The sequence below is a fragment of the Actinomadura gamaensis genome (assembly GCF_042652125.1).
GTDB classification, from domain to species: domain Bacteria; phylum Actinomycetota; class Actinomycetes; order Streptosporangiales; family Streptosporangiaceae; genus Spirillospora; species Spirillospora gamaensis.
In genome coordinates this window covers 413,175-430,190 of sequence record NZ_JBHSIT010000007.1, presented here as the reverse complement: position 1 = coordinate 430,190, position 17,016 = coordinate 413,175, and the positions used below count along the sequence as shown (strand labels likewise).

The window sequence follows — 17,016 nt, the reverse complement described above, 5'->3', positions numbered from 1 at the left end:
TAGACGCCGTACACATCGATGTGTACGTTGTATCGCAAGAGATACGTCGTACACATTTAGGGGTTTCCATGCTGAAGGTCGCGATCATCATCGGCAGTACCAGGGAAGGACGGCTCGGCGGTGTCGTCGGGTCGTGGATCGAACGGCACGTCGCGCAGCGGGACGACATGGACGCCGACGTCATCGACCTCGCCGCCACACCGCTGCCGACCGTCCTGCCGCAGTTCGGGCAGCCGCCGTCGGACCCGGACGCGTTGACGCAGCTCGCGAAGGTGTCGCCGCGGCTCGCGGCCGCGGACGCGTTCGTGGTCGTGACGCCCGAGTACAACCGGAGCTTCCCGGCGTCCCTGAAGAACGCGATCGACTGGCACAACCAGGAGTGGCACGCCAAGCCGATCGGGTTCGTCTCCTACGGCGGCTTCTCCGCCGGGACGCGCGCCGTCGAGCAGTTGCGGCAGGTCTTCGGCGAGCTGCACGCCGTCACCATCCGGGACGGCGTCGGCTTCAACGGCGTGTGGGGCGCGTTCGGCCCGGACGGCGAGGTCACCGACCCGTCCGCCGACGCCGCCGCGAAGAAGATGCTCGACCAGCTCGCCTGGTGGGCGCAGGCGCTGCGCGAGGCCCGGGCGGCGCGCCCGTACGCGGCATGAGCGGCCCCGGCGTCCCCGAGCGGACGGATTACGACCGGCTCGGCGTTTTCGGGCTGCTGCTCGGACTGTTCCTGGCCATGCTGGACGGCACGATCGTCGGCACGGCGCTCCCCACGATCGTCGGGGACCTCGGCGGCGTCGCCCAGCTGTCCTGGGTGGTGACGGCCTACCTGCTGGCCGCCGCCGTGACGACGCCGCTGTGGGGCAAGCTCGGCGACCTCGCGGGACGCAAGGGCGCGTTCATGGCGTCCGTGGCGGTGTTCCTGGCCGGGTCCGCACTGTCCGGGATGTCCGGCTCGATGGCCGAGCTGATCGCGTTCCGGGCGGTGCAGGGGCTCGGCGCGGGCGGGCTGATGGTCGGCGCGATGGCGATCATCGGCGAGCTGGTGCCGCCGCGCGAGGGCGCCCGGCTCCAGTCCATGATCGGAGTGATCGTGCCGGTCGCGTTCGTCGGCGGCCCGCTGGTCGGCGGGCTGCTCACCGACCATCTCGACTGGCGCTGGACGTTCTACGTGAACCTTCCGGTCGGCGGGCTGGCGCTGGCGCTGGTCGCGACGCGGGTGCGGATCGCGGCGCGGCGCGTCCGGGCGCGGGTGGACCTCGCCGGGGCCGCGCTGCTCACCGCCGGGATCGTCGCGCTGACCCTGCTCGGCGCCTGGGGCGGCGTCCGGTACGGCTGGACGTCACCGCAGATCATCGGGCTGGCCATCGCGGCGGTGGTGGCGCTCGCGCTGTTCGTCCCGGTCGAGCTGCGGGCGGCGGAGCCGATCGTCCCGCCGCGGCTGTTCGCGTCCCGGAACTTCACGCTCGCGCAGGCGCTGAGCTTCCTCGGCGGCGCGGTGATGCTCGGCCTGATGACGTACCTGCCGCAGTACATGCAGGTCGTGCGCGGCGCGTCCCCGGCGGGCGGCGGCATGCTGCTGCTCCCGCTGATGTTCGGGATGCTCGGCGCGCAGCTCCTCACCGGACGCGTCGTCGGCCGGACGGGCCGCTACCGCTGGTTCCCCGTGCTCGGCGGCGCCTTGTCGGCGGCGGGCGCGCTGGTCCTGCTGCCGCTCGGGACGCACACGCCGACGCCCGCCGCGTCCGCGCTGACGGCCCTGGCCGGAGCCGGGATCGGCCTGCTCACCCAGTCCACGACGCTGATCACGATGTACGGCGCGGACCCGCGCGACATGGGCGCGGCCAGCGGAACGGTCAACCTCGCCCGCACGCTCGGCGGCTCCCTCGGCGTCGCGCTGCTGGGCGCGGTCTACGCGTCCCGGCTGGACCGTTCCGCCAACGTCACCCCGGCCCGCGTGCGCGCGCTGCCCGCCTCGGCGCGCGACGCCGTCCGCGACTCGGTCAGCTCCGGCCTGCACGGCGTCGCGCTCGGCGCGGCGGTCATCGCCCTGCTGGCGTTCGCCCTCGCCTGCCTCGTCCGCCAGCAGCCCCTGCGCGGCGACGAGCGCGCTCCGGCGGCGGACGAGGGCGAGTCCCCTCGGGCGGACGGCGCGGTCAGTGATGTGCCGCGTTCCGCTGGAGTTCCCGCACGTGAGGCGTCCTCACCGTGACGCGGACGGTGCCGTCCCCGAGGTCGGCGACGTCCACGCAGATGTCGCCCGACACCTTGAAGCGCGCGTCGGCCCGGCCCTCGTGAGTCGAGCCGACCCGCTTGTAAAGCCGATCGAGACGACTCGCCCATGCGCGCTGGAGGTCGGCCGGGCTGCCGCTGAGCGGCTGGGCCACGGCGGAGGCTCCGTAGACGCCTCCGCCCCAGTCGTGGACGGGGTCCTTCTGCCGCATCGGTTCCCGGACGAGCCCGATCGCCCGGTCCAGCGTCGCCTGGACGCGTTCCCGCAGGACGGCGGCGGGCGTCGAGGTGGTCGAGTTCCCCCAGGAGTCGGCGTCCTGGGCGGGCTCGTAGAGCAGCGGGTGGAGGCCGGTGCACCAGCCGGCGGAGAGCGCCGAGACCAGCGCCCACGCGAGCAGCACGCCGAGCCCCGCGGTCCGGGCCGTCCGGCGGATCCGCGGGACGAGCGCCACCAGCCCGCCCGCCACCGCGATCGCCCCCTGCACCGCGAAACACCAGATCAGGACGGTGGGGCTCGGCGGCGGCGGGATGGACGCGGGGTAGTCGCGGGAGGCCTCCGCGAACTTCCAGCTCCAGACGGGATAAGCGAGCGCGACGTCCACGAGGGAGGCGATCGCGAGCGCGCCGAGCAACCAACGCGGCCAAGGGCGGGACGGCCGCGGGGCCTCGCCGGAAGCGGGAGGAGCACCGGAGGGGGACGGGGCGGATGCGTGGGGGATCCGGGGCCGGGGCATGTCCTGATCATCGCCGCCGGAGGGCCGGGGCGCATGAGTATCCGTACTCATCCCGCCTTTTGGCGATAATCACCGTTGACTTGGGGGAACGGCGGCCAGCAGGCTTCACGAGATCGTCCCACACCCCCCGAGGAGCTCAGTTGCGCCTTTCCCGACTCGTCCCGGTAGCGGCGGTCGCCGCGGCGTCCGGCCTGGTGGCCGGGGCGCTGCCGGCCGCCGCCGCGCCGGAGCGCCCGCACGTGACCGTCAAGGACGGCCGCACCCAGCCGACGTTCTCGTTCCAGGACGCGATCCGGCAGCAGGTCTACGTCGAGACCGACGTGGACAGCGACAACGACGGCAAGAAGGACCGCGTCGCCGTCTTCGTCACCCGTCCCAAGGAGACCGACGGCGGCCTCAAGGTCGCCTCGATCATCGAGGGCAGCCCCTACTACGCCGGGCTCCAGGACCCGCCGTACCACCCGGCCGACGTCACCGACTACCCGCGCCTCTCGCCGTGGACGCCGCCGACCGCGCCGCCCGCGCCGACGAGCTACGCGCGCATGTACTACGACAACTACTTCGTCTCGCGCGGGTACGCGGTGCTCGCCGCCGACACCCTCGGCACCGGGAACTCCGACGGCTGCCCCACGGCCGTCGGCCCGAACGAGGTGGACGGCATGAAGAAGGTCGTCCTGTGGCTGTCCGGCAAGGCCAAGGCGTACGACGCGTCCGGCAAGGAGATCAAGGCGGGCTGGTCCACCGGCAACGTCGCGATGGCCGGGAAGTCCTATGACGGGACGCTGCCGCTCGCGACCGCCGGGACCGGCGTCGAGGGCCTGAAGACCGTCGTGTCCGTCTCCGGCGTGGCGAACTGGTACGACTACTACCGCGCCAACGGCGGTGTCATCGCACCGGACGGCTACGAGGGCGAGGACCTCGACCTGCACGCCAAGGCCGTCCTGTCGCGGAAGAACCCGCAGGTCTGCGCGCCCGAGATCCACGACATCGAGAAGAAGATGGACCGGGTCACGGGCGACTACAACGCCACCTGGGACGTCCGGAACTTCGCCAAGAAGGTGAAGGACTTCAAGGCCAGCGTCTTCATGACCGGCGGCCTCGCGGACTGGAACGTCAAGCCGTCCGAGATGTCGCTGCTGTGGAACTCGCTGAAGAAGACGAACCTCGACCGCAAGCTCTGGCTGCACCAGGCCGCGCACGACGACCCGCTGGACGTCCGCCAGGCGACCTGGCTGGACACCCTCAACCTGTGGTTCGCGCACGAGCTGTACGGCGTGAAGAACGACGTCATGCGCCAACCGAAGGTCGACATCGAGCGCACTCCGGGGAACTGGGAGACCTACCGCGAATGGCCGTCGCCGTCCGCGCGTCCGGTCTCGCTGGGCTTCACCAACGGCGCGAACGGCGCGTCCGGCGTGCTCGGCGCGCGCGGGAAGGGCCAGGCCGGTTTCGTGGACGCCCCGGCCCGCACCGCCGAGGACCTCGTCACCGACGAGACCAAGGCCGACCCGAACCGCCTGCTCTACGTCACCCCGGCGCTGAAGCGGCCGGTCAAGTTCTCCGGCACGGCGAACATCAAGGTCCGCGCGTCGGTGGACGGCCGGTCCCCGTACCTGTCGGCCGTCCTGGTCGACTACGGCACCGACACCCGCCCGTCCGGCTTCGCCGCGACCCAGGACAAGTGGTGCTACGGCGACTCCATCCCGACCGACCCGGGCTGCCGCGCCGTCCGCAAGTACACCTTCGCCACCACGCCCTACAAGATCGTCACGCGCGGCTGGACGGACATCCGGAACCGCAGGTCGATCTGGTACCAGACCCCGGTCACGCCCGGTAAGTCCTACAGCTTCAACTGGAACCTGGTCCCCGAGGACTACGTCTTCAAGGCCGGGCACCGCATCGGCGTCATGATCGTCGCGACCGACCACGCCTACACCCTCCGCTACCCGGCGGGCACGAAGGTCCGCGTCGACCTGGGCCAGAGCAGGATCACCCTGCCGCTGACCACCGACATCACCGGCTGATCCGGCCGGTTCTGGTGACGGACGGCCCCGGCGCACCCCGCGCCGGGGCCGTCCGCGCGCGAGCGCCGAGGTCAGGACGGCCCCGGACGGATCGGGGCGGTATCGTGCGGAGATGAACGAACGTCTGACTCTCGAGGACATCAGGCGCGCGCCGAAGGTGCTGCTGCACGACCACCTGGACGGCGGCGTGCGGCCGGAGACCATCGTGGACCTCGCGCGCGAGGGCGGCTACGACGACCTGCCCAGCACGGACGCCGGCACCCTCGGCACCTGGTTCGCCGAGGCGTCGAACTCCGGCTCGCTCGAACGGTACCTGGAGACCTTCTCGCACACCGTCGGCGTCATGCAGTCGGCCGAGGCGCTGACGCGCGTCGCCTACGAGTGCGCCGAGGACCTGGCCGAGGACGGCGTCGTGTACGCCGAGGTCCGGTACGCGCCCGAACTGCACACCCGGACCGGGCTCAGCCTGGAGCAGGTCGTGGAGGCCGTGCTCGACGGCTTCGAGCGCGGCGGACGCGACCACGGCATCCGCGTCGGGACGCTGGTCACGGCCATGCGGCACCAGGCCCGCTCCATGGAGATCGCCGAGCTGGCCGTCCGGTACCGGGACGCCGGGGTCGTCGGCTTCGACATCGCCGGGGCCGAGGCCGGCTACCCGCCCACCCGCCACCTGGACGCCTTCGAGTACCTCCAGCGCGAGAACGCGCACTTCACGATCCACGCGGGGGAGGGCTTCGGGCTCCCGTCGATCTGGCAGGCCATCCAGTGGTGCGGGGCCGACCGGCTCGGCCACGGCGTGCGGATCATCGACGACATCGAGGTGGACGGCCACCGTCCGCCGCGGCTCGGCCGCCTCGCCGCCTACGTCCGGGACAAGCGGATCCCGCTGGAGATGTGCCCGACGTCCAACATCCAGACCGGCGCGGCCAAGTCGATCGCCGAGCACCCGATCGGGCTGCTGCGCGAGCTGAACTTCCGGGTCACGGTCAACACCGACAACCGGCTGATGAGCGGCACCTCGGTGTCGGAGGAGTTCGCCAAGCTCGCCGACGCCTTCGGCTACGGCTGGGACGACCTCCAGTGGTTCACGGTCAACGCCATGAAGTCGGCGTTCATCGGGTTCCCGGAGCGGCTGGAACTGATCAACGGCGTGATCAAGCCCGGCTTCGCGCAGCTCAAGTGGCGCGGCACCGCCCCGCGAGCCTGACCGGCCCGCCCGGCCGCGTTCTCCTGGTCCGTGGCCGGGCCGCGGGAGAGTTGATCGGGGTGTGGCGGGCGGTGGCGGGCGTGAGCACGGCGGTCGCGGTGGCATGATCTGAGCCATGACCCCGCTCTACACCGTCCGGTCGCCCATCGCGCGCGTCGCGGCGTGGGCCTGGGTGGCCTTCACCGTGCTGAACCTGCTGGATCTGGCGTTCGGGATGACCGGGAAGCCTGTCCGGGACACCACGGGCGCGGTGATGGCCTCCGTGCTGCTGGTCGGCTGCGGCCTGGCGTACGTGCTGGGCCTGCGGCCCTCGGTGGTGGCGGACGAGGCGGGGGTCACCGTCCGCAACCCGCTGCGCGACGTCCGGGTGCCGTGGCGGGCGCTGCGCAACGTCGAGGCCAAGGACGCCATCGTCGTCACGTTCGCCCAGGCGGACGGCTCGGAGCGGTCGATGCGGGCGTGGGTCCTCCAGACCTCGCCGCGCGCCGCCGCCAGGGCCGAGGCCCGGGCGCAGCGGGACGCCGCGAAGCTGCCGAAGGGCGCGGCGGCCGCGCTGAAGGACCGCACGCCCACCCGGTTCGCGGTCGAGCAGATCAAGGAGATCGCCGAGCGGGAGCGGCCCGGGACCGACGAGGACGCCGCGGCCGGGACCGTGTCGTGGTCCCCGGTGGCCGCGGCGTCCCTGATCGTGCCGGTCGTCCTGCTGGTGGTCGCCAGCGTGCTCTGAGCAGGCTTCCGAGCGCCTTAGGAGAGCAGCTCGGCGAGGGCCTCGCGCAGTGCCCGGAGGTCGGCGGAGGCGCGTTCACGGGCCGCGTCCACGTCGTCCCCGACCTGGTGGACGACCTCCAGGTAGCACTTCAGCTTCGGCTCGGTCCCGGACGGCCGGACGACCACGCGCGCGTCGCCGAGCCGGAACCGCAGGCCGTCGGTCGGGGGCAGGCCGTCCGCGCCGCGGGCGAGGTCGTCGAACCCCTCGACGGGGCGTCCGGCCAGCTCCTTGGGCGGCTCGGCGCGCAGCCGCGCCATCGCCTCGGTGATCAGCGACAGGTCGTCCACCCGGATCGACAGCTGCGCGGTCGCGTGCAGCCCGTACGTCCGCGCCTGGTCGTCCAGCAGGTCGAGCAGGGACTTTCCGGCGCGGCGGGCCTCGGCGGTGAGCGCGGCGGCGGCGAGCGCCGCCCCGATGCCGTCCTTGTCGTGGACGACCACGCCGCCGTCGCCGCCGACGCTGTAGCCGAGCGCCTCCTCGTAGCCGAAGACGAGCCGTCCCTCCGCCTTCATGATCCACTTGAAGCCGGTGAGGGTCTCGGCGAACCGGACGCCGTGCGCGCGGGCGATCGCGCCCAGCAGCGAGGACGACACGATCGTGGTGACCACCAGCCGGTCGTCCCCGGTCGTGTGCCGCAGCACGTGCTCGGCGAGCAGCCCGCCGACCTCGTCGCCGGTCAGCGCCCGCCAGCCGCCGTCCCTGGTCGGGACGGCCAGGGCGCAGCGGTCCGCGTCCGGGTCGTTCGCGACCACCAGGTCGGCGCCGGAGCGGGCGGCCAGCGCGAGGACGAGGTCCATCGCGCCCGGCTCCTCCGGATTCGGGAACGCGACGGTCGGGAAGTCCGGATCCGGCTCGGCCTGCTCGGCGACCACGGCGGGCTCGGGGATTCCGGCCCGCGCGAAGGCCCGCAGCAGGACGTCCCGTCCGACGCCGTGCATCGGCGTGTACGCGACCTTCACCCCGCCCGCGTCCGCGACGGGCAGCGTGCCGAGCGCGTCCAGGTACGCCTCGACGATCTCGTCGCCGAGGACCGTCCAGCCCTCGCCGAGCGGCAGCTCGTCGACCCGTCCGACCGCGTCGATCGCCTCGGAGATCTCCCGGTCCACCGGCGGGACGATCTGCGCGCCGTCCGACCAGTAGACCTTGTAGCCGTTGTCGCGCGGCGGGTTGTGGCTGGCGGTGACCATCACCCCGGCCGCCGCGCCGAGGTGCCGGACGGCGAACGCCAGCACCGGCGTCGGCAGCGGCCCCGGCATCAGCCAGGCGCGCAGCCCCGCCCCGGTCACCACGGCCGCGGTGTCCTCGGCGAACCGGCGCGAGTTGTGCCGCGCGTCGAAGCCGATCACCACGCCGGACCCGGCGGGCAGCCGCGACGCGAGGCCCGCGGCGGCGCGCATCACGGTCACCCGGTTCATCCGGTTCGGCCCCGCGCCCAGCTCGCCGCGCAGCCCGGCCGTGCCGAACTCCAGCCGCGCCCCGAACCGGTCGCGCAGCGCGTCCTCGTCGTCCAGGAGCGCTGTCAACTCGGCCCGCGTCTCGGGATCCGGATCCTGCGCGAGCCACTCCTCGGCCCGCTCCCGCAACCCGCCGCCGCCCTGCTCCCGCGGCTCGTTGCCGTCCTGCTCCCGCAACCCGCCGCCGCCCTGCTCGCGCGGCTCGTTGCCGCTCTGCTCGCGCGGCTCGTTGCCGCTCTGCTCGCGCGGCGCGTCGTCGGTGCTCATGCCTTGCTCAGGATGTTCGCGAGGAGGCGGCCCATGCGGGACGCGGCGGCGCGCCCGGCCTCCAGCACCTCCTGGTGGTCCAGGAGCTTGTCGCTGAGCCCGGCCGCGATGTTGGTGACCAGCGAGATGCCCAGCACCTCCGCGCCGCCCTGGCGCGCCGCGATCGTCTCCAGGACGGTCGACATGCCGATCATGTCCGCGCCCATCGTGCGCAGCATCCGGATCTCGGCCGGGGTCTCGTACGTCGGGCCGCGGAACGCCGCGTAGACGCCCTCGGCGAGCGTCGGGTCGGCGGCCTTCGCCAGGTCGCGCAGCCGCCTGGAGTACGCCTCGGTGAGGTCGAGGAACGTCGCGCCGGTCAGCGGGTTCGCGCCGGTCAGGTTCAGATGGTCGGAGATCAGCACCGGGTCGCCGACCTGCTGGGTCTCCGGCCGGAGCCCGCCCGCCGCGTTCGTCAGGACGACCGTCCCCACGCCGGCGGCCAGCGCCGTCCGGACGCCGTGCACGACCGGCTCGACGCCGCGTCCCTCGTACAGGTGGGTGCGGCCGAGGAACACCAGGCAGCGCCGCCCGCCGACCTCCACGATCCGGATCCGTCCCGCGTGCCCGGCCACCCCGGGCGCGGTGAAACCGGGCAGTTCCGTCACCGGGATCTCCGCGGCGGGCTCGCCCAGCTCGTCCGCCGCCGGAACCCATCCCGACCCCATCACGAGGGCCACGTCGAACCCGTCGAAACCGCTCATCCGCCGGATCTCGCGCGCGGCGGCCCCGGCCACCTCAAAAGCGTCGTTGCTCACGTGCCGAGATTACCGGCCGCGATCACCCCGCCCGCAGCCCGCCCACCTGCGCCGCTTTCCCGCTGAGGAGGATTCGCTAGCGAGCACCCGGGGGACGCGTCGCCGGACGTCCCTAGTCGCCCAGCGACTTGCAGGGGCGCTCGCGCAGGGACTTGACGTAGTCGTCGGGCGCACCCGCCTTCTCGGCCGAGTCGGCGAGGATGCCCAGGTAGCGCGCGGACGGCAGGCCGCCCTCGTAGTCGTCCAGGACGTAGATCCAGGCCAGCGCGTCGCCGTCCAGCGTCTGCACCCGGACCCTGGTCTTGCGGTAGACGCCGAGCGCCGCGCCCTCCCACGCGTCGAGCTCCTGCTCGTCCCAGGACGGCACGTCGTACAGCACGACGAACACCTGGTCGAAGCGGTCCTCGACGACGGTGGCGAGGGCGCCGTCCCAGCCCTTGTCCTGCCCGCCGAAGGTCAGTCGCCAGCCGGACAGCCACCCCGTCCCGCGCATCGGCGAGTGCGGGGCCCGGGCCGCCATCTGCTCGGGGTCCATGTTGGAGGCGTACGCCGCGTACAGTGCCACGTCGGCCAAGGGTACGCCCCTCCATACCCGGCCGGGGTCCGAGCATCGGGGAGAGTGCAGAAGAATGGGGACCGTGACCCGCATTGTGATCATCGGAGGAGGCCCCGGCGGCTACGAGGCCGCCCTCGTCGCCGCGCAGCTCGGCGCGGACGTGACCGTGGTGGAGCGCGACGGGCCGGGCGGCGCGTGCGTGCTGTGGGACTGCGTGCCGTCCAAGACGCTGATCGCGACGTCCACCCGGATGGCGGTGATGGGGGAGTCGTCGGCGCTGGGCCTGCGGTTCAGCGGCGGCCCGGACGGCATCGTCGGCGGCCTGGAGGTCGACCTCGGCACGGTGAACAAGCGCGTCAAGGACCTCGCCCGCGCCCAGTCGTTCGACGTCGCCGAGCGGCTCGCCTACGAGGAGGTCAAGATCGTCCGGGGCGAGGCGCGGCTGGTCGAGCCGCACGTCGTCGCGGTCGGCGACCGCCACATCCGGGCCGACATCATCCTGATCGCGACCGGCGCGACCCCGCGCGTGCTGCCGAGCGCCGAGCCGGACGGCGAGCGCATCCTCACCTGGCGGCAGCTCTACGACCTGCCCGAACTCCCCGAACACCTGATCGTCGTCGGGTCCGGCGTGACCGGCGCGGAGCTGGCCGGGGCGTACCTGTCGCTCGGCTCCAAGGTCACCCTGGTCTCCTCGCGCGACCGCATCCTGCCGAGCGAGGACGCCGACGCCGCGTCCGTCCTGCAGGAGGTCTTCCTGCGCCGCGGCATGCGCGTCATGTCCCGCTCCCGCGCCGCCGGGGCCGAGCGCACCGGCGACGGCGTGACCGTCACCCTGGAGGACGGCACGAAGGTCGAGGGCTCGCACTGCCTGATGACCGTCGGCATGATCCCCAACACGTCCGGGATCGGCCTGGAGGACGTCGGCGTCACCCTCGACAGCCGCGGCTTCGTCGTCGTGGACAAGGTGTCCCGGACGTCCGTCCCGCACATCTACGCCTCCGGCGACTGCACCGGCGTGCTCATGCTCGCCTCGGTCGCGGGGATGCAGGGCCGCATCGCCATGTGGCACGCCCTCGGCGAGGCCGTCCAGCCGCTCAAGCTCGGCTGGGTCTCCTCCAACATCTTCACCGACCCCGAGGTCGCCTCCGTCGGCGTCACCCAGCACATGGTCGACACGGGCGAGGTCAACGCCCGCACGGTCATGCTGCCGCTGTTCACCAACGCGCGCGCCAAGATGCAGGGCTTCGAGGACGGCTTCGTCAAGCTGTTCTGCCGCCCGTCCACCGGGATCGTCCTGGGCGGCGTCATCGTGGCCCCGCGCGCGTCCGAGCTGATCCTGGGCGTGTCCCTGGCCGTCCAGCAGCACCTCACGGTCGACCAGGTGGCGCACACGTTCGCGGTCTACCCGTCCCTGTCCGGCTCGATCACCGAGGCGTCCCGCCGGCTGATGTCCGAGCACGCCTTCTGACCGCCGCCGTCCGCGAAACGGCCCGTCCTCTGCTCGGACGGGCCGTTTCGCGCATTAAGGACAGGGCTGTGTCGTCTTCGCGGTGCCTTCGCCGTCGTTTCGTGCCGCCTCGGCGCTTGCCGGACGTCAGTACCGCCGCTCGCCGGGCGGGGGTTCGAGGCCGTGCCGGTGCAGGCGCGACCGGCGCAGATCGTCGGCGCTGACGGCGACCGTGAGGGTGCTGGCCAGCAGCGCGAGCAGGGCCACCGCGCCGCGCAGCCACAGGGGGCCGGGCAGCAGGCCGAGCGCGAGGCAGATCGGGACCATCATCGCCAGATGCCGGACGAGCAGCCGCGACCGCCAGCCCGCGTCCGTGAGGTCGTGCCGCACCCAGTCGAGGTTCTCGGCGGGCAGCCGGAACCCGAGCGTGTACCGCACCTGCCGCAGCGGACCGGGATCACCCGGCAGACGTGTCATGACCGTCCCATCTGTCCCGTCAAAGGTTATGTGCCCACCCCCGCGCCGACGCACCGTCCAACCCGCCGCCCCCCGCGTCCGGCTGACCGGTGGCCGCGTCCCGCCGTGGGAAAGGCTTCCAGACCAGGCGGGAACGCCAAAGGGCCCGGCCCGCGTCCCCTAGGAGGGCGCGGGCCGGGCCGTAATGCTTCTGGCGGGCGTGGAAGGGTTACCAGTCGCCTCCGCCGCCCCAGTCGCCCCCGCCGCCGAAGTCGCCGGAGCCGAAGTCCCAGCCGCCGCCGGCGTCACCGGAGTCGCCGCCGAAGCCGCCGAACCCTCCGCCGTCGCCACCGCCGCCCATGATGTCGTGGTGGCCGCCGCCCCAGCCGCCGCCCATCATCGAGCCGAGCATGGTGCCGATCATCATGCCGGACAGCAGGTCCATCCCGCCGTACGACTGGTAGTAGCCGCCCGCGTAGGGAGCGTAGGCCGGTCCCGCGTCCCAGTAGGGACGGCGTCCGTCACCGTAGGGCACCATGCGGACGTCGGGCTGCCCGCCGCTCAGCACCGCCTGGGCGTCCGCCGCGCAGGCCGGGACCGAGCGCGGCGCGCCGCCGGCCGGGGCCCACATGACGTCCTGGACGGACGGCCCGTGCTGCGGGTTGAAGAAGCAGGGCGCGCGCCGTTCGGGCACGGGCTCGCCGTTCAGCCGGGCCCGGCACGCGGTCATGTGGTAGCGGCCGTCCTCCAGCGCGGTGGTGACGGACTGCATGTCCTCGGGGCGCTTGGCGTTCTCCGTCGCGGCCTTCGCCGCGTCGTAGGAGTTCATCGCCTGCTCGTACTCGGACTTGGCCTCCCTGTCGAGGCTCGGGTCCATGACGTTGAGGTCGAGCGCCGCGATGTCCTCGCCGAGCTTGGTCACGTCCTCCTCGACGCCGCGCTTGAGCTGCGCCATCTCCTGCTCACGGCGCACCCGGCGCCGCTTGCGCACGACGAGGAACGCCCCGACGCCGCCCGCGACGATCAGGATCAGCACGCCCAGCACCACGAACAGGCCGACGGTGCCGGACTTCTCCTTGTCCGCGGCCTTCTTCTGCGCCTGGTTGGAGAAGTCGACCACCCGCTGCTTCAGCGGCTCACCGGACACCTGGGTGACCAGCTTGTTGGCGTCCTTCGGGGACAGGTACGAGCCCTTCTTGGTGAGGGCGAGCATGTGCTTGCCGTCGGCCCCGATGGCGATGTAGACCTTGCCCTTGTCCACCCGCGTGGCGACGCTCTTCAGCATCCCCACGGTCGCCGACTGCGAGTTGTTGCTGTCGGTGACGACGACGCGGATGTCCGCCTTGGAGTTCTTGTTGAGAGCCGCGTTCATCTCGGACACGTCGGACGGCGAGACCTGAGAGGCCACGCTGCTGTCCACGTAGACGCGGGAACTCGTCAGCCCCTTGGCGATCTGGCTCACCGAGTCGTCCGCCCGGGCCCCCGCCCCCCACAGACTCACCAGCAGGACGGTCAGTACGGCGACCCCCGCCGCGAAAACACCACGCCTGGCCGTACGCCGTGGCCTGTTATCGGATCTCATGATTCTCAGTCTGCCTCCTTGCTGAATAAGACGAGCTCAGCCCCATGGACGTTCCGCCCCCGCCCGCAACTCCCTCCGAACAATTGAGACCTTGGTCACACTTCCACCGGCTCCCGCAGCCCCCAGCATCCCCTTGAAACCCCTCCAACCTCCCCCATCCATCCCAAAACCCAACAAAACCCTCAGCACCCCACACACCGCCCAACCGCAGCCGTCCCCGCCCCCTAAACACCCCGCCAACCCACCGAGGACCAGACCAACAAGACCAGGCGGCCTGGCGGCGCAACGCAGCCGGGCGACGCGGCCAGCGAGACACAGTGGGGCGTGCGCGTGGGACCGAGCGCGCACGAAGGGTGCGCGCGGAGCGAAAGGCGCCCTCACGAAGGGTGTGCGCGCGGGCGTGGGCGCGCACAAGACGTGCGTGAGGCGGAACGTGCAGGAAGGACGCGTCCGAAGCCGACGTCACGCAGCCGACTCATGGGGGAGGCGCAGAATGACGTGGGCTGGAAGATGCGCGTGGCACCGCGCGTAGGGGGAGTTCGCGCCGACGCCCTAAACGCGACGGTCGGCTGCCGAGACGTGCGTATGGGTCCGGTGCGAGATCTGCCTGCGGGATGGATGCGGGGACGTGTGCGCACGTGAGGGCGCGCAGAAGTGGACGTCCTGAAGCGCTTGCTTGAAGTTCCGCGGTCCTGGGTGCGCGGCGAGGGATGGGAAGCCGCGCACCCAGACCCGGGGACGGGAGGTCAGGAGTCCTTGATCTCGCAGATGGCGGCGCCGCTGGAGACGGTCTGGCCCACGGTGGCGGAGAGGCCCGTCACGGTGCCGGCCTTGTGCGCGGTCAGCGGCTGCTCCATCTTCATGGCCTCGAGGACGACCACGGTGTCGCCGGCGGCGACGGTCGCGCCGTCCTCGGCGACGATCTTGACGATGGTGCCCTGCATGGGGGAGACGAGGGCGTCGCCGGACGCCTGGGCGGCGGCACCGCCCTTCTTGGCGCCGCGCCGGCGGGCCGGGGAGGACGCCTTGGCCGCGGGGGCGGTGGAGACGCCCAGCGCGGACGGCAGCGTCACCTCGATGCGCTTGCCGCCCACCTCGACGGTGACGGTCTCGCGGGAGCGGTCGGCCTCGTCGTCCTCGGCGGCGACCGGGGCGGCGAACGGCGCGATGTCGTTGTCGAACTCGGTCTCGATCCAGCGGGTGTGGACGGTGAACGGCGCGGTGTCGTCCGCCGGGACGAACGCCGGGTCGTCCAGGACGCGGCGGTGGAACGGCAGGACGGTCGGCATGCCGTCCACGACGAACTCGTCCAGCGCGCGGCGCGCCCGCTCGACGGCCTGGCGGCGGGTCGCGCCGGTCACGACCAGCTTGGCGATCAGCGAGTCGAACTGCTGCGGGACGGTCTGCCCCTTCACATAGCCGGAGTCGAGGCGGACGCCCGGGCCGGACGGCGGCTGCCAGTCCGTCAGCGTCCCGACGGCGGGCAGGAAGTTGCGGCCCGCGTCCTCGGCGTTGAGGCGGAACTCGATCGAGTGGCCGCGCAGTTCCGGATCGTCGTAGCCGAGCTCCTCGCCGTCCGCGATGCGGAACATCTCGCGGACGAGGTCGATCCCGGAGACCTCCTCGGTGACGGGGTGCTCGACCTGGAGGCGGGTGTTGACCTCGAGGAACGAGATCGTGCCGTCCTGCCCGACGAGGAACTCGCAGGTGCCTGCGCCGACGTATCCCGCCTCGCGCAGGATCGCCTTGGACGACTTGTACAGCAGCTCCATCTGCGCGTCGGTCAGGTAGGGGGCCGGAGCCTCCTCGACGAGCTTCTGATGGCGGCGCTGGAGCGAGCAGTCGCGCGTGGACACGACGACGACGTTGCCGTGCTTGTCCGCCAGGCACTGGGTCTCGACGTGCCGGGGCTTGTCCAGGTAGCGCTCGACGAAGCACTCGCCGCGTCCGAAGGCGCCGATCGCCTCGCGGACGGCCGACTCGTACAGTTCGGCGACCTCGCCCAGCTCGCGGGCGACCTTCAGGCCGCGTCCGCCGCCGCCGAAGGCCGCCTTGATCGCGATCGGCAGGCCGTGCTCCTCGGCGAACGCGATGACCTCGTCCGCGCCGGACACCGGGTCCTTGGTGCCCGCGACCAGCGGCGCGCCGACCTTCTGCGCGATGTGCCGGGCCTGGACCTTGTCGCCGAGCGCCGTGATCGCCGCCGGGGGCGGCCCGATCCAGGTCAGCCCGGCGTTCTCGACCGCGGCGGCGAAATCGGCGTTCTCCGCCAGGAACCCGTAACCCGGGTGGACGGCGTCCGCGCCGGACTCGGACGCGATCTTCAGCAGCTTCTCGATGTCCAGGTAGGACTCGGCGGCGGTCGTGCCGCCCAGCGCGTACGCCTCGTCCGCCACCCGAACGTGCAACGCGTCCAAGTCCGGCTCGGCGTACACCGCGACACTGGTCAACCCGGCGTCACGGCAAGCGCGGGCAATACGGACCGCGATCTCCCCGCGGTTGGCGATCAGGACCTTGCGCACGTGGGTCTCCTCCCTCGACTCGCACCGCGCAGTCTAGATAAGTGCGGTGAGCCCGCCTACGTAAGCCCCTCCTTATCGGGATACGAGCAAGGATCTCCCTCGGACGCTCCTCGCGTGCCAACCGGATGGATCATCGCCGCGGTTTAGGGGTGAGTGAACACTTACTCTGGGTGGGTGAGTACTCACTGACGGGGTGTGTGGCCTGCGAGAGTGGGGTGAACGCTCACTCACTCCGGGGTGCCCAGCACCGCGACCCCGATTCGGTGCAGGGGGAGCGGAGTGCAAAGAGTGTGGCCAGTGACAGGGGCCCTCCCCCTCCGAAACAGCCGTCCCGAAAGCCAACCTCGCAGAACCCCGACCCGCGAAAGAGCTCAGCTTCAAGCCGCTATCCATTGAAGGCATCCGTGAACGGGGACGGGGACAGGAACCGCGCAGGGGCGACGGGAAGGGGCGAAGGTGCGTGGGCGGAGGAGCGGGCGGGGTGCCGGACGCCTGGGCGGGCATGGGGAAAGCCCCCGGCGCGGACGGGGTGGGTCGCGCCGGGGGCTTTCGGGAACGGGCCTGTGGGCGGCCCGTGCGCGGGAAGCGCGTCAGGACTTGCGGCTGTAGCGGCGGTTGAACTTCTCGACGGCGCCGGTCGAGTCGACCAGGCGGCTGCGCCCCGTGTAGAAGGGGTGGCTCGCCGAGGAGACGTCGACGTCCACGACCGGGTAGGTGTTGCCGTCCTCCCAGACCACGGTCCGGGACGACTCGACCGTGGAGCGCGTCAGGAACGCGAAGTCGGCGCCGCGATCGCGGAACACGACCGGCCGGTACTCGGGGTGGATGCTCGGCTTCATGATCTCCTCCAAGACTGGCGGTGGTCGGCGCGGACACCGGGTAGAACCGACCGGCAATGGTTTTCATTCCCCCTACCCGAAAGGGGCCTCCCGGCGATGTGATCAACCGGTGTATCTTCTGCGGGGATCCGCGGAGTTT

The 17,016-nt window shown here is 72.1% G+C and carries 14 protein-coding genes; 6 read left to right on the top strand and 8 right to left on the bottom strand.

Translation table 11 applies throughout. The annotated features are described in order from the left end of the window. Positions 1-68: 68 nt before the first annotated feature. Complete coding sequence (locus ACFPCY_RS25075; RefSeq protein ID WP_378259068.1) at positions 69-650, top strand: NADPH-dependent FMN reductase; 582 nt, start codon at positions 69-71, stop codon at positions 648-650. Further along, positions 647-2,203: an MDR family MFS transporter gene (locus ACFPCY_RS25070; protein ID WP_378259066.1), complete on the top strand. Its 1,557-nt coding sequence runs from the start codon at positions 647-649 to the stop codon at positions 2,201-2,203. Before ACFPCY_RS25075 ends, ACFPCY_RS25070 begins: the two co-directional genes overlap by 4 nt. On the opposite strand, the gene ACFPCY_RS25065 is transcribed toward ACFPCY_RS25070, so the two are convergent. Continuing rightward, positions 2,148-2,855: a hypothetical protein gene (locus ACFPCY_RS25065; protein WP_378259063.1), complete on the bottom strand. Its 708-nt coding sequence runs from the start codon at positions 2,853-2,855 to the stop codon at positions 2,148-2,150. The two genes, ACFPCY_RS25070 and ACFPCY_RS25065, sit on opposite strands and share 56 nt — an antisense overlap. Before the next feature lie 242 nt (positions 2,856-3,097). On the opposite strand from ACFPCY_RS25065, the gene ACFPCY_RS25060 reads away from it, so the two are divergent. The 3 genes from ACFPCY_RS25060 (at position 3,098) to ACFPCY_RS25050 (ending at position 6,915) form a co-directional block, all read left to right on the top strand. Beyond that, a complete protein-coding gene (locus ACFPCY_RS25060) occupies positions 3,098-4,981 on the top strand; it encodes a Xaa-Pro dipeptidyl-peptidase (RefSeq protein ID WP_378259061.1) in 1,884 nt (627 codons plus the stop codon). A 112-nt stretch (positions 4,982-5,093) separates the two neighbouring features. Next, a complete protein-coding gene (locus tag ACFPCY_RS25055; RefSeq protein ID WP_378259059.1) occupies positions 5,094-6,188 on the top strand; it encodes an adenosine deaminase in 1,095 nt (364 codons plus the stop codon). 115 nt (positions 6,189-6,303) lie between these two features. Continuing rightward, positions 6,304-6,915, top strand: a complete 612-nt coding sequence (locus ACFPCY_RS25050; RefSeq protein WP_378259057.1) for a PH domain-containing protein — start codon at positions 6,304-6,306, stop codon at positions 6,913-6,915. 17 nt (positions 6,916-6,932) lie between these two features. On the opposite strand, the gene ACFPCY_RS25045 is transcribed toward ACFPCY_RS25050, so the two are convergent. From ACFPCY_RS25045 to ACFPCY_RS25035, 3 genes are all read right to left on the bottom strand, one after another. Next, positions 6,933-8,678: a phospho-sugar mutase gene (locus tag ACFPCY_RS25045; protein WP_378259055.1), complete on the bottom strand. Its 1,746-nt coding sequence runs from the start codon at positions 8,676-8,678 to the stop codon at positions 6,933-6,935. Beyond that, positions 8,675-9,475, bottom strand: a complete 801-nt coding sequence (locus ACFPCY_RS25040) for a purine-nucleoside phosphorylase (protein WP_378259053.1) — start codon at positions 9,473-9,475, stop codon at positions 8,675-8,677. Before ACFPCY_RS25040 ends, ACFPCY_RS25045 begins: the two co-directional genes overlap by 4 nt. Before the next feature lie 112 nt (positions 9,476-9,587). Beyond that, positions 9,588-10,040, bottom strand: coding sequence for a gamma-glutamylcyclotransferase family protein (locus ACFPCY_RS25035; protein ID WP_378259051.1), 453 nt, complete (start codon positions 10,038-10,040; stop codon positions 9,588-9,590). A gap of 73 nt (positions 10,041-10,113) precedes the next feature. Between ACFPCY_RS25035 and ACFPCY_RS25030 the strand changes: the two genes are divergently transcribed. Further along, entirely contained in the window at positions 10,114-11,499 is a 1,386-nt protein-coding gene (locus tag ACFPCY_RS25030) for an NAD(P)H-quinone dehydrogenase (RefSeq protein WP_378259049.1), read from the top strand. 126 nt (positions 11,500-11,625) lie between these two features. Here the strand turns inward: ACFPCY_RS25030 and ACFPCY_RS25025 are convergent, their stop codons facing one another. From ACFPCY_RS25025 to ACFPCY_RS25010, 4 genes are all read right to left on the bottom strand, one after another. Then, positions 11,626-11,955, bottom strand: a complete 330-nt coding sequence (locus ACFPCY_RS25025) for a DUF5313 family protein (RefSeq protein WP_378259047.1) — start codon at positions 11,953-11,955, stop codon at positions 11,626-11,628. A gap of 208 nt (positions 11,956-12,163) precedes the next feature. Then, on the bottom strand, positions 12,164-13,435 hold the full coding sequence (locus tag ACFPCY_RS25020; protein WP_378259045.1) for a hypothetical protein: 1,272 nt from the start codon (positions 13,433-13,435) through the stop codon (positions 12,164-12,166). 827 nt (positions 13,436-14,262) lie between these two features. Then, on the bottom strand, positions 14,263-16,038 hold the full coding sequence (locus ACFPCY_RS25015; protein WP_378259043.1) for an acetyl/propionyl/methylcrotonyl-CoA carboxylase subunit alpha: 1,776 nt from the start codon (positions 16,036-16,038) through the stop codon (positions 14,263-14,265). A 590-nt stretch (positions 16,039-16,628) separates the two neighbouring features. Further along, on the bottom strand, positions 16,629-16,877 hold the full coding sequence (locus tag ACFPCY_RS25010; RefSeq protein ID WP_378259041.1) for a type B 50S ribosomal protein L31: 249 nt from the start codon (positions 16,875-16,877) through the stop codon (positions 16,629-16,631). Between the last annotated feature and the right edge of the window lie 139 nt (positions 16,878-17,016).